Source organism: Kosakonia sp. BYX6, from assembly GCF_038449125.1.
Taxonomy (GTDB): Bacteria; Pseudomonadota; Gammaproteobacteria; order Enterobacterales; family Enterobacteriaceae; genus Kosakonia; species Kosakonia calanthes.
The window spans coordinates 3,920,974-3,934,020 of sequence record NZ_CP151800.1; the positions used below are offsets into that span (position 1 = coordinate 3,920,974).

At 56.1% G+C, this 13,047-nt stretch carries 9 protein-coding genes; 8 read left to right on the forward strand and 1 reads right to left on the reverse strand.

The window, feature by feature from the left end:
* Positions 1–34 precede the first annotated feature (34 nt).
* From polB to rluA, 3 genes are all read left to right on the forward strand, one after another.
* Entirely contained in the window at positions 35–2,392 is a 2,358-nt protein-coding gene (polB, locus tag AAEY27_RS18400) for a DNA polymerase II (RefSeq protein ID WP_342322247.1), read from the forward strand.
* 147 nt (positions 2,393–2,539) lie between these two features.
* On the forward strand, positions 2,540–5,446 hold the full coding sequence (gene rapA, locus AAEY27_RS18405; protein ID WP_342322248.1) for an RNA polymerase-associated protein RapA: 2,907 nt from the start codon (positions 2,540–2,542) through the stop codon (positions 5,444–5,446).
* 12 nt (positions 5,447–5,458) lie between these two features.
* On the forward strand, positions 5,459–6,118 hold the full coding sequence (gene rluA / locus AAEY27_RS18410; RefSeq protein WP_342322249.1) for a bifunctional tRNA pseudouridine(32) synthase/23S rRNA pseudouridine(746) synthase RluA: 660 nt from the start codon (positions 5,459–5,461) through the stop codon (positions 6,116–6,118).
* A 37-nt stretch (positions 6,119–6,155) separates the two neighbouring features.
* On the opposite strand, the gene djlA is transcribed toward rluA, so the two are convergent.
* Positions 6,156–6,980 (reverse strand): co-chaperone DjlA, encoded by an 825-nt coding sequence (gene djlA, locus AAEY27_RS18415; protein WP_342322250.1) that lies wholly within the window; start codon positions 6,978–6,980, stop codon positions 6,156–6,158.
* 197 nt (positions 6,981–7,177) lie between these two features.
* Between djlA and lptD the strand changes: the two genes are divergently transcribed.
* Genes lptD through apaG form a run of 5 tightly spaced genes read left to right on the forward strand, consistent with a single transcriptional unit; the run spans position 7,178 to position 13,045 of the window.
* Positions 7,178–9,520, forward strand: a complete 2,343-nt coding sequence (gene lptD / locus AAEY27_RS18420; protein WP_342322251.1) for an LPS assembly protein LptD — start codon at positions 7,178–7,180, stop codon at positions 9,518–9,520.
* A gap of 53 nt (positions 9,521–9,573) precedes the next feature.
* Positions 9,574–10,860, forward strand: coding sequence for a peptidylprolyl isomerase SurA (gene surA, locus AAEY27_RS18425; protein WP_342322252.1), 1,287 nt, complete (start codon positions 9,574–9,576; stop codon positions 10,858–10,860).
* The gene (gene pdxA, locus AAEY27_RS18430; protein WP_342322253.1) at positions 10,860–11,846 is read left to right on the forward strand and encodes a 4-hydroxythreonine-4-phosphate dehydrogenase PdxA; all 987 of its coding nucleotides are present in this window, start codon (positions 10,860–10,862) and stop codon (positions 11,844–11,846) included. Before surA ends, pdxA begins: the two co-directional genes overlap by 1 nt.
* On the forward strand, positions 11,843–12,664 hold the full coding sequence (gene rsmA, locus AAEY27_RS18435; protein WP_342322254.1) for a 16S rRNA (adenine(1518)-N(6)/adenine(1519)-N(6))-dimethyltransferase RsmA: 822 nt from the start codon (positions 11,843–11,845) through the stop codon (positions 12,662–12,664). The genes pdxA and rsmA overlap by 4 nt, the downstream gene beginning before the upstream one ends.
* A gap of 3 nt (positions 12,665–12,667) precedes the next feature.
* A complete protein-coding gene (gene apaG / locus AAEY27_RS18440; RefSeq protein WP_342322255.1) occupies positions 12,668–13,045 on the forward strand; it encodes a Co2+/Mg2+ efflux protein ApaG in 378 nt (125 codons plus the stop codon).
* Positions 13,046–13,047: the final 2 nt, after the last annotated feature.

Sequence of the window (13,047 nt, forward strand, 5' to 3'; positions counted from 1 at the left end):
AATCTCGCCTGGTTTTGTTTGATGAGAGCATGCTGTGGCGCAGGCGCAAGAAGGCTTTATTTTGACCCGGCACTGGCGGGATACTTCCGACGGTACTGAGGTGGAGTTCTGGCTGGCAACGGACAACGGTCCGTTGCGCGTCGTGTTGCCTGCGCAAGAATCTGTGGCGTTTATTCCCGCAGCCCAGGTGGAAAAAGCAAAACTGCTGCTGCGCGCTGAAAACCACTGGCGCCTGACCCCGCTCAATCTTGTCGATTTCCATCGCCAACCCGTGTACGGCCTGTATTGCCGCGCCCATCGCCAGTTGATGCGCATTGAAAAAATTCTGCGCGACGGCGGCGTGACGGTTTATGAAGCCGATGTACGCCCGCCGGAACGTTTCCTGATGGAGCGCTTTATCACCGCGCCGGTGTGGGTGGATGGCGAATCGCGCGGCAACGCGCTGGTCAACGCCCGCCTGAAACCCAGCCCGCACTATCACCCACCGCTGAAATGGGTTTCGCTGGATATCGAAACCAGCCGCCACGGCGAGCTTTACTGTATCGGCCTTGAAGGTTGCGGCCAGCGCACGGTGTATATGCTCGGGCCGGAAAACGGCAACGCGCAGGAACTGGATTTCGACCTTGAATATGTCGCCAGCCGCCCGCAATTGCTGGAAAAACTCAACGCCTGGTTTGCCGCGCACGACCCGGATGTGATCATCGGCTGGAACCTGGTGCAGTTTGATCTGCGGGTGCTGCAAAAAAGCGCCGAGCGTTACCGCGTGCCGCTGACGCTCGGGCGGTACGGCAGTGAACTGGAGTGGCGCGAGCACGGGTTTAAAAACGGTATTTTTTTCGCGCAGGCCACCGGCAGGCTGATTATTGACGGCATCGAAGCGCTGAAATCCGCGTTCTGGAACTTCTCCTCTTTTTCACTGGAAACGGTGTCGCGCGAACTGCTGGGCGAAGGGAAAGCGATTGATAATCCCTGGGACCGGATGGACGAAATTAACCGCCGTTTCGCCGAAGATAAGCCCGCACTTGCCACCTACAACCTGAAAGATTGCGAACTGGTCACGCGCATCTTCCACAAAACAGAAATCATGCCGTTTTTGCTGGAACGCGCAACGGTGAACGGTTTGCCTGTCGACCGCCACGGCGGTTCGGTTGCCGCGTTTAGCCATCTCTATTTTCCGCGCATGCACCGCGCGGGCTACGTCGCGCCGAATCTCGGCACGATTCCGCCGCAGGCCAGCCCTGGCGGTTATGTAATGGATTCGCGCCCCGGCCTGTACGACTCGGTGCTGGTGCTGGATTACAAAAGCCTTTATCCGTCGATTATCCGCACCTTTTTGATAGACCCGGTCGGGCTGGTGGAAGGCATGGCGCAGCCGAATGCGGCGCACAGCACCGAAGGGTTTCTTGGTGCGTGGTTTTCACGCGAAAAGCACTGCCTGCCGGGGATTGTCGGGCAAATCTGGCACGGGCGTGATGAAGCCAAACGCCAGGGCAACAAGCCGCTGTCGCAGGCGCTGAAGATCATTATGAACGCCTTTTACGGCGTGCTTGGCACCAGTGCCTGTCGCTTCTTTGATCCTCGCCTCGCGTCGTCGATCACCATGCGCGGGCACGAGATTATGCGTCAGACTAAAGCGTTAATCGAAGAGCAGGGCTACGACGTGATTTACGGCGACACCGACTCCACCTTTGTCTGGCTAAAGAAAGCGCACAGCGAAGAAGATGCAGCGAAAATCGGCAAGCAACTTGTCGAATTGGTTAACACCTGGTGGACGGCGCATTTGCAGGCGCAAGGGCTGGAGAGCGCACTGGAACTGGAGTTCGAAACCCATTTTTGCCGTTTCCTGATGCCGACTATTCGCGGTACGGATCAGGGCAGCAAAAAGCGTTACGCCGGAATGATTCAGGAAGGCGATAACCAGCGCATGGTGTTTAAAGGGCTGGAGACGGTACGCACTGACTGGACGCCGCTGGCGCAGCAGTTCCAGCAGTCGCTCTACCTGCGCGTATTTCGTAACGAGCCGTATCAGGATTATGTGCGGGAAACCATTGCCAGCCTGATGGCGGGCGAACTTGACGCGCAACTGGTGTATCGCAAGCGCCTGCGCCGCCCGCTGGCGGAGTACGAGCGCAATGTGCCGCCGCATGTTCGCGCGGCAAGGCTCGCCGATGAAGAAAACCAGAAACGCGGTCGTGCGCCGCAGTATCAGAATCGCGGCACCATCAAGTATGTCTGGACCACCGGCGGGCCGGAACCGCTGGATTACCAGCGCTCGCCGCTCGATTACGATCACTATTTGAGTAAACAGCTACAACCGGTCGCCGACGGAATTCTGCCTTTCCTTGATGATGACTTTGCTACACTCATTACAGGACAACTGGGGCTATTCTGAATTTTTTGCTACACGAATCGGTCTATACGAAAGGAATTGCTTCCAGTACCATAGCGCCCTTCCTTTTTCTGGCCCCAAATTTTTACGACCGCCTGCCTCCAGGCGGTGACGAACTATTGCCTGCAATTTGAGATATAGAGTTCATTTATGCCCTTTACACTTGGTCAACGCTGGATTAGCGACACGGAAAGCGAACTGGGACTTGGAACAGTCGTTGCAATGGATGCGCGCACGGTCACCCTGCTGTTCCCCGCCACGGGCGAGAATCGTTTATATGCCCGCAGCGATTCTCCGGTCACGCGCGTCATGTTCAATCCCGGTGATACGGTAACCAGCCACGAAGGCTGGCAGTTAACCATTGAAGATGTAAAAGAAGAAAACGGTCTGCTCGCCTACACCGGCACCCGCCTGGATACCGAAGAAAGCAATGTTGTCCTGCGTGAAGTGCTGCTCGACAGCAAGCTGGTGTTTAGCAAACCGCAGGATCGCCTGTTCGCCGGGCAAATCGACCGCATGGATCGTTTCGCGCTGCGCTTTCGCGCGCGTAAATACCAAAGTGAACAGTACCGCATGCCGTGGAGCGGCCTGCGCGGCCAGCGCACAAACCTGATCCCGCACCAATTGCATATCGCCCATGATGTCGGCCGTCGCCATGCGCCACGCGTGCTGCTGGCCGATGAAGTGGGCCTCGGTAAAACCATCGAAGCCGGGATGATCCTGCATCAACAACTGCTTTCCGGCGCGGCGGAACGCGTGCTGATCGTGGTGCCGGAAACCCTGCAACACCAGTGGCTGGTGGAAATGCTGCGTCGCTTCAACCTGCGTTTCGCGCTGTTTGACGACACGCGTTATGCCGAAGCGCAGCACGATACGGATAACCCGTTCGAAACGGAACAGTTGGTGATCTGCTCGCTGGATTTTGTGCGCCGCAATAAACAGCGCCTCGAGCACCTGTGCGATGCCGAGTGGGATCTGCTGGTGGTCGACGAAGCGCACCATCTGGTGTGGAGCGAAAAAGAAGCGAGCCGCGAATATCTGGCGATTGAGCAACTGGCCGAGCGCGTGCCGGGCATTCTGCTGCTGACCGCCACGCCAGAACAGTTGGGGATGGAGAGCCACTTTGCGCGCCTGCGCCTGCTCGATCCAAACCGCTTCCATGATTTCGCCCAGTTTGTTGAAGAGCAGAAAAACTACCGTCCGGTTGCCGATGCCGTGGCCCTGCTGCTGGCGGGCGAACACCTGAGCAATGACTCGCTCAATATGCTCAGCGATCTGGTGGGCGAGCAGGATATTGAACCGCTGCTGCAAACCGCCAATAGCGATCGCGAAGGTGCCGCTGCCGCGCGCCAGGAACTGATCACCATGTTGATGGACCGCCACGGCACCAGCCGCGTGCTGTTCCGCAACACCCGTAATGGCGTGAAAGGTTTCCCGAAACGCGAGCTGCACACGGTGAAATTGCCGCTGCCGACGCAGTATCAAACCGCGATTAAAGTTTCCGGCATTATGGGCGCCCAAAAAAGCCAGGAAGAACGCGCCTGCGACATGCTCTACCCGGAACAGATTTATCAAGAATTTGAAGGCGATAGCGGTACCTGGTGGAACTTCGATCCGCGCGTTGAGTGGCTGATGGGTTATTTGACCAGCCACCGCTCGCAGAAAGTGCTGGTGATCTGCGCCAAAGCGGCCACTGCGCTGCAACTGGAGCAGGTTCTGCGCGAACGCGAAGGCATCCGCGCAGCGGTGTTCCACGAAGGCATGTCGATCATCGAACGCGACCGCGCAGCGGCGTGGTTTGGTGAAGAAGACAGCGGCGCGCAGGTGCTGCTCTGTTCTGAAATCGGCTCTGAAGGCCGTAACTTCCAGTTCGCCAGCCAGTTGGTGATGTTCGATCTGCCGTTTAACCCGGATCTGCTGGAACAGCGTATCGGCCGCCTGGACCGTATTGGTCAGGCGCACGACATTCAGATTCACGTGCCTTACCTGGAAAAAACCGCGCAGTCCGTACTGGTGCGCTGGTATCACGAAGGGCTGGATGCGTTTGAGCACACCTGCCCGACCGGCCGCGCGATTTACGACAGCGTTCATGGCGAGTTGATTAATTATCTGGCCGCGCCGGAAAATACCGATGGCTTTGAGCAACTGATCAAATCCTGCCGCGAGCAGCACGATGCGCTGAAAGCGCAACTCGAACAGGGTCGCGACCGCCTGCTGGAGATCCACTCCAACGGCGGCGAAAAAGCGCAGGCGCTGGCGGAAAGCATCGCCGAGCAGGATGATGACACCGGGCTTATCACCTTCGCCATGAACCTGTTTGATATCGTCGGTATCAACCAGGATGATCGCGGCGAAAACATGATTGTGCTGACGCCATCGGATCATATGCTGGTGCCGGATTTCCCGGGCCTGCCGGAAGATGGTTGCACCATCACCTTTGAGCGTGATGTTGCGCTGTCGCGCGAAGACGCGCAGTTTGTCACCTGGGAACACCCGATTATTCGCAACGGTCTGGATCTGATTCTCTCTGGCGATACCGGCAGCAGTACCATTTCATTGTTGAAAAACAAAGCCCTGCCGGTCGGCACGTTGCTGGTGGAACTGATTTACGTCGTTGAAGCGCAGGCACCGAAGCAGTTGCAGCTTAGCCGCTTCCTGCCGCCGACGCCGATCCGTCTGTTGATCGATAAAAACGGCAATAACCTGGCGTCGCAGGTTGAGTTCGAAACCTTCAACCGCCAGCTTAGCGCGGTCAACCGCCACACCGGCAGCAAACTGGTGAACGCGGTACAGCAGGACGTGCATCACATTCTGCAAAAAGGTGAAGCCCAGGTGGCGAGCGCCGCGCGTGAGCTGATTGACGCCGCGCGCAGCGAAGCCGATGAGAAGCTGTCGGCAGAACTGGCGCGCCTGGAAGCGCTGAAAGCGGTCAACCCGAACATTCGTGATGACGAATTGGCCGCTATTGAGAGCAACCGCCTGCAGGTGACGGAAAGCCTCGACCAGGCGAGCTGGCGACTGGACGCGCTGCGTCTGATTGTCGTGACGCATCAATAAACGGAGCCTGTCATGGTAATGGAGCCCTACAATCCGCCGCAGGATCCCTGGCTGGTGATTCTCTATCAGGATGAGCACATTATGGTCGTCAACAAGCCCAGCGGCTTGTTGTCAGTGCCGGGACGCCTGGACGAACATAAAGACAGCGTGATGACACGAATTCAGCGCGATTTCCCGCAGGCTGAATCCGTGCATCGCCTCGATATGGCGACCAGCGGTGTGATTGTGGTGGCGCTCACCAAAGAAGCCGAGCGCGAATTAAAACGCCAGTTCCGCGAACGCGAGCCAAAAAAGCAATATCTGGCGCGCGTCTGGGGCCACCCGGCGAAAGCGGAAGGGCTGGTGGATTTGCCACTGATTTGCGACTGGCCGAATCGCCCGAAGCAAAAGGTGTGTTATGAAACCGGCAAGGCGGCGCAAACGGAGTATGAAGTGCTGGCGTTTGAGGAGGATGGCACCGCCCGCGTGCGCTTAAAGCCGATTACCGGCCGTTCGCACCAGTTGCGCGTACATATGCTGGCGCTGGGCCATCCGATTCTCGGCGATCGCTTTTACGCGCCGCCAGACGTGCTGGCATTGGCGCCGCGTTTACAACTGCACGCGGAAACCTTGACCATCACCCACCCGGCGTTCGGTAACAGCATGACGTTTAAGGCGCCGGTCGATTTCTGACGGTTTTCCCCGGCCTGGCGGTCGGGGAACTTTCGGCTTAGCGGAACCCCTTCTGCTCGCGAATCAATTCGTAAGCTTTTTGAATTTCCTGCGCTTTTTGCTTCGCCATCTCCATCATTTCCGGCGGTAAACCTTTCGCCACCAGTTTGTCCGGGTGATGCTCGCTCATTAACCGGCGATAAGCACGTTTAATGGTGGTGGTATCGTCTGTCGGTTTTACCCCCAGCACATTGCACGCATCTTCCAGCGTCGGGCCGCGTTGCGCCTGCTGCCAGCCCCCGCCGCCAGCCTGTTGCTGTGAAGAGTGATAACCGCCGCCAAACTGCGCCCCGCCCTGCATCATGCGCAGAAACTGATCGAATTGCAGACGCGAGATGCCTAACTCTTCAGCAATGACATACAACACCTGGCGTTCGCTCGGATGCAAAGAGCCGTCAGCAAAGGCCGCCTGGATTTGAATTTCCAGAAACATCCTAATCAAATCAAAGCGTCCGAAGCAGACGCTGCGGAACTGACGCATCTTGTCGCGTAACGGGTAATTATCCGTTTTGCCGACGCGAAAAGCGTGCTGCGCCGCGGTGCGCGACTCACCATGCAGGTTCATGCGATCCATAAACAGGCTCGCGACCTGAATGTCCGCCTCGGTGACGCGTCCTTTCGATTTGGTCAGATGTCCCATCACCTCAAAGGTGGTGGCGAAAAAGAGCGACTGACGTTCACGCTGGTTAGCAAACCACGCCATTTTACGGCTACGCGATTTATCAAAGATATGCCCGATTATTAGCCCAAGCACCGCGCCCCAAAAGCCGCCGCCCATGATAAGAGCGATGACCACACCAACCACTTTCCCCCAATACTGCATATACTCCCCAAATCGTCATGCCGTCGGCTAAAATTTGCTTTATCATACCCGTCATTCTATGCCGTGCACAGGCGCAGGCTTCTTGGATCTGGCTCGAACGCGGGCAGGATTAAAACTAGCGTTGCAAAGGCGAGTAAGTTAGTCTCAGACCGTTTGCCAGCGTAAAGCCACAGATGACGGAACAATAAATACAACGTATGAAAAAACGTATCCCCACCCTCCTGGCCACCATGATTGGCTCCGCCCTCTACAGCCAGCAGGGGATGGCAGCCGATCTTGCCTCGCAGTGTATGCTTGGCGTTCCCAGCTACAACCGCCCGTTAGTTCAAGGCGATGCCAATGATTTACCGGTGACGATCAACGCCGATCACGCAAAGGGCAATTATCCCGACGATGCCGTATTTACCGGCAATGTGGACATAAATCAGGGTAATAGCCGCCTGCAAGCCGATGAGGTTCAGCTTCATCAGCAGCAACCGGAAGGTCAGACAGACCCCGTTCGTACGGTGGATGCTCTGGGTAATGTGCACTATGACGATAACCAGGTCATCCTGAAAGGTCCGAAAGGCTGGTCGAATCTCAACACCAAAGACACCAACGTCTGGGAAGGTGATTACCAGATGGTGGATCGTCAGGGGCGCGGCACCGCCGATCTGATGAAGCAGCGTGGGGCTAACCGCTACACCATTCTCGATAACGGTACATTTACCTCTTGCCTGCCGGGTTCGAACACCTGGAGCGTGGTAGGCAGCGAAGTGATCCAGGACCGCGAAGAACAAGTCGCTGAAATCTGGAACGCCCGCTTTAAACTCGGCCCGGTACCGGTTTTCTATAGCCCGTATCTGCAATTGCCGATCGGTGACAAGCGTCGTTCAGGCTTCCTGATCCCGAACGCCAAATACAGCACCAGTAACTATTTCGAATTCTATCTGCCCTACTACTGGAACATCGCACCGAATATGGATGCGACCATCACGCCGCACTACATTCATAAACGCGGCAATACCCAGTGGCAAAACGAGTTCCGCTATTTGTCACAGGCCGGCCAGGGCCTGATCGAGTTCGACTATCTGCCGTCGGACAAAGTCTATGCCGATGAATACCCGACGGAAGGCGATCGCCACCGTTGGTTGTTCTTCTGGCAGCATTCAGGCGTGATGGACAAAGTGTGGCGTTTCAGCGCCAACTACACCAAAGTCAGCGATCCGCGCTACTTTAATAACTTCTCATCGAAATACGGTTCGAGTACCGACGGTTACGCCACGCAAATCTTAAGTGCGGGTTATGCGGTAGAGAACTTTAACGCCACGGTATCGACCAAGCAGTTCCAGGTGTTTAACCGCCAGAGCAGCAACTCCTACTCCGCGCAGCCGCAGGTGGACGTTAACTGGTATCACAACGATTTAGGGCCGTTTGACTTCCGCATTTATGGTCAGGCGGTGAATTTCGTCAACACCAACTCGAATAACCCTGAATCCACCCGTTTGCACATGGAGCCGACATTAAGCTTGCCGGTATCCAACGAGTGGAGCAGCCTGAATACCGAAGTCAAAATGCTGGCAACCCATTACCAGCAGACCAATCTCGATACCTATAACGAGAGAAACGGCACGGATTACCGCTCCTCTGTTAACCGCGTGATGCCACAGTTTAAAACCGACGGCAGGCTGGTCTTCGAGCGCGATATGAACTGGGCGGAAGGCTATACCCAAACACTGGAACCGCGCGCGCAGTACCTTTACGTGCCGTATCGCGATCAGAGCCATATCAACAACTATGACTCCTCGTTGCTGCAGTCTGACTACAGCGGTCTGTTCCGCGACCGCACTTATGGCGGTCTTGACCGCATCGCATCGGCAAACCAGGTCACTACCGGCGTCACAACCCGCATATATGATGATGCGGCGGTTGAACGTTTTAACGTTTCTGTTGGTCAAATTTACTATTTCACCGAATCCCGTACCGGTGATGACAACATTAACTGGGAGAAAGACAACAAAACGGGTTCGCTGGTGTGGGCGGGCGATACGTACTGGCGCATCTCCGATCGTTGGGGTCTGCGCGGCGGGGTTCAGTACGATACCCGGTTGAATAACATCGCCAACAGCAGTACGGCGCTGGAATATCGCCGCGATCAAGATCGTATGGTGCAGTTGAGCTATCGCTACGCCAGCCCGGAGTACATCCAGGCGACGCTGCCGAACTTTGCGACTGCCGAGCAGTATAAGCAGGGGATTTCGCAGGTGGGTACCGCAGCAAGCTGGCCGATTGCCGATCGCTGGTCGATCGTTGGCGCTTACTACTTCGATACCAACACCAACAAATCCGCCGACCAAATGGTTGGCGTGCAATACAACTCCTGCTGTTATGCGATTCGTCTTGGCTACGAACGCAAACTTAACGGCTGGGAAAATGATCAAAGTAAGTATGAAAAAGTTATCGGTTTCAACATTGAGCTTCGCGGCCTGAGTTCCAACTACGGTTTGGGTACGCAAGAAATGCTGCGTTCGAACATTCTGCCGTACCGTAGCTCACTGTGATCTGTTTGATTTGCAACGTAATCCGCATTGCGGTTAATTGAAATGGAAAAGGTATGAAGAACTGGAAAACGCTGCTTCTCGGTATCGCTATGGTTGCGAATACCAGTTTTGCCGCGCCTCAGGTTGTCGATAAAGTCGCCGCCGTGGTCAATAACGGCGTCGTGCTCGAAAGTGATGTTGATAGTTTGATGCACTCCGTGAAGGCCAACGCGGGCCAGGCTGGCCAGCAATTACCTGATGACGCCACGCTGCGCCATCAGATCCTTGAACGCCTGATCATGGATCAAATCATTTTGCAGATGGGCACGAAAATGGGCGTCAAAGTGACTGACGAACAGCTCGATGCCGCCATCGCGGATATTGCGAAACAGAACAATATGACGATGGATCAAATGCGCAGCCGTCTGGCGTACGACGGGGTGAACTTCGCCACCTACCGTAACCAGATTCGCCAGGAGATGATCATCTCTGAAGTGCGCAACGGTGAAGTGCGCCGCCGCATCAGCGTTCTGCCACAGGAAGTGGACGCGCTGGCGCAGCAGGTGGGCAATCAGAACGATGCCAGCACCGAGCTGAACCTGAGCCACATCCTGATCCCGCTGTCTGAAAACCCAACGTCCGATCAGGTCAACGAAGCGGAAGCCCAGGCGCGTTCCATCGTTGAACAAGCGCGTAACGGCGGTGATTTTGGCAAACTGGCGATCACCTACTCTGCCGATCAGCAGGCGCTGAAGGGCGGCCAGATGGGCTGGGGTCGTATTCAGGAACTGCCGAGTATCTTCGCTCAGGCGCTGAGTACCGCCAAAAAAGGCGATGTGATCGGCCCTATCCGCTCCGGTGTTGGCTTCCATATTTTGAAAGTTAACGATCTGCGCGGTCAGACGCAGAGCATTTCCGTCACTGAAGTGCATGCCCGCCATATCCTGCTGAAACCGTCGCCGATCATGAGCGATGACCAGGCACGCGCTAAACTGGAACAGATTGCCGCAGACATTAAGAGTGGCAAAACCACGTTCGCTAACGCCGCGAAAGAGTTCTCCCAGGATCCGGGTTCTGCAAATCAGGGCGGCGATCTGGGTTGGGCGTCAGCGGATATTTACGATCCGGCATTCCGCGATGCGTTAATGAAGCTGCAACGCGGCCAGATGAGCGGCCCGGTGCACTCCTCTTTCGGCTGGCACCTGATCGAAATGCTCGACAGCCGCAACGTCGACAAAACCGACGCCGCACAGAAAGATCGCGCATATCGCATGCTGATGAACCGCAAATTCTCTGAAGAAGCGGCAACCTGGATGCAGGAACAACGCGCCACTGCTTACGTCAAAATTCTGAGCAATTAATGAAAATACAGCGTGTCGTTATCACTCCCGGCGAACCCGCCGGGATTGGCCCGGACCTGGTAGTACAACTCGCCCAGCGCGACTGGCCGGTTGAACTGGTTATCTGTGCCGATGCGACGCTGTTAACCGACCGGGCAGCCCTGCTCGGTCTGCCGCTGGCGTTGCGGGAATATCACCCCAACGCCCAAACGACAGCGCAACAAGCCGGTACGCTCACCGTATTACCTGTCTCGCTTCGCGCGCCGGTTTCCCCTGGCGTGTTGAACACCCTGAATGGCCCCTATGTTGTTGATACCCTTGCCCGCGCCTGCGATGGCTGCCTGAAGGGTGAATTCGCCGCGCTGATTACCGGCCCGGTGCATAAAGGGGTGATTAACGACGCGGGTACCCCGTTTACCGGGCATACGGAGTTTTTCGAAGCGCGTTCGCACGCGGCGAAAGTGGTGATGATGCTGGCAACCGAAGCGTTGCGCGTGGCGCTGGCCACCACGCATCTGCCCCTCAAAGCAGTTGCGGACGCCATCACGCCGGCTCTGTTGCGTGAAGTGATCGGCATCCTGCACAGTGATTTGCAGCAAAAATTCGGTATTCCCCAGCCGCATATCCTTGTCTGCGGGCTCAACCCGCACGCCGGGGAAGGCGGCCATATGGGCTCGGAAGAGATCGACACGATCATTCCGGTGCTGGATGAAATGCGCGCCAAAGGCATGAACTTAAGTGGTCCGCTGCCTGCGGATACACTGTTTCAGCCGAAATACCTCGATAACGCCGACGCCGTACTGGCGATGTACCACGATCAAGGCCTGCCCGTGCTAAAATACCAGGGCTTTGGCCGCGGCGTGAATATCACCCTCGGTTTACCTTTTATTCGCACATCCGTCGACCACGGCACCGCCCTTGAACTGGCGGGGCTTGGCACCGCGGATGTCGGCAGTTTTATTACGGCGCTTAATCTCGCCATCAAAATGATTGTTAATACTCAATGAATACACGCGTCCATCAGGGCCACTTAGCTCGCAAACGCTTCGGGCAAAACTTCCTCCACGACCAGTTCGTGATCGACAGCATCGTTTCCGCCATCAACCCGCAAAAGGGTCAGGCCATGGTCGAAATCGGCCCAGGGCTTGGCGCGCTGACCGAACCGGTTGGCGATCGCCTGGACAAAATGACGGTTATCGAGCTTGACCGCGATCTGGCGGCACGCCTGCAAACGCACCCGTTCCTCGCGCCAAAGCTGACAATTTATCAGCAAGATGCGATGACCATGGACTTTGGCGAGCTGTCAAAAACGCTGGGTCAGCCGCTGCGCGTGTTCGGCAACTTGCCGTATAACATCTCCACACCGTTGATGTTCCATCTGTTTAGCTATACTGATGCCATTGCCGACATGCACTTTATGCTGCAAAAAGAGGTGGTGAATCGCCTGGTTGCAGGACCAAACAGTAAGGCGTATGGTCGATTAAGCGTGATGGCGCAGTACTATTGCCAGATCATCCCGGTGCTGGAAGTGCCGCCGACCGCGTTCGCGCCGCCGCCGAAGGTGGATTCTGCCGTGGTTCGTTTGGTTCCACACGCAACGATGCCGCATCCGGTGAAAGAAATTCGCACGTTGAGCCGCATCACCACCGAAGCGTTTAACCAGCGCCGTAAGACAATCCGTAACAGCCTCGGCAATGTGTTTACGGTCGATGTGCTGGCATCGTTGGGTATCGATCCGGCGATGCGCGCAGAAAATATCTCTGTTGCGCAATATTGTCAGTTAGCGAATTACCTGACGGATAATGCGCCGCCGAAGGAGAGTTAACCCATGATCAATTCGCCCCGAGTGTCTATACAGGTACAAAGCATTTATATCGAGTCTCAGTCGCTTCCCGACAACGAACGTTACGTTTTTGCTTATACCGTTACCATCCGGAATTTGGGGCGAACCTCCGTCCAGTTACTCAAACGCTACTGGCTGATCACCAATGGAAATGGCCGCGAAACGGAAGTACAAGGTGAAGGTGTGGTGGGCGAACAGCCCCATATCGAACCCGGCGGCGAATATCAATATACCAGCGGTGCGGTGATTGAAACGCCGCTGGGCACCATGCAAGGCCACTACGAAATGGTCGATGCGCAAGGCAACGCGTTTCGCATCGCTATCCCGGTCTTCCGACTCGCTGTTCCAATAGTGATCCATTAATA

Coding starts and splice junctions, on each gene's coding strand:
- surA (WP_342322252.1), top strand. CDS start 9,574: ATGAAGAACTGGAAAACGCTGCTTCTCGGTATCGCTATGGTTGCGAAT.
- apaG (WP_342322255.1), top strand. CDS start 12,668: ATGATCAATTCGCCCCGAGTGTCTATACAGGTACAAAGCATTTATATC.
- rsmA (WP_342322254.1), top strand. CDS start 11,843: ATGAATACACGCGTCCATCAGGGCCACTTAGCTCGCAAACGCTTCGGG.
- djlA (WP_342322250.1), bottom strand. CDS start 6,980: ATGCAGTATTGGGGGAAAGTGGTTGGTGTGGTCATCGCTCTTATCATG.
- pdxA (WP_342322253.1), top strand. CDS start 10,860: ATGAAAATACAGCGTGTCGTTATCACTCCCGGCGAACCCGCCGGGATT.
- rapA (WP_342322248.1), top strand. CDS start 2,540: ATGCCCTTTACACTTGGTCAACGCTGGATTAGCGACACGGAAAGCGAA.
- lptD (WP_342322251.1), top strand. CDS start 7,178: ATGAAAAAACGTATCCCCACCCTCCTGGCCACCATGATTGGCTCCGCC.
- rluA (WP_342322249.1), top strand. CDS start 5,459: ATGGTAATGGAGCCCTACAATCCGCCGCAGGATCCCTGGCTGGTGATT.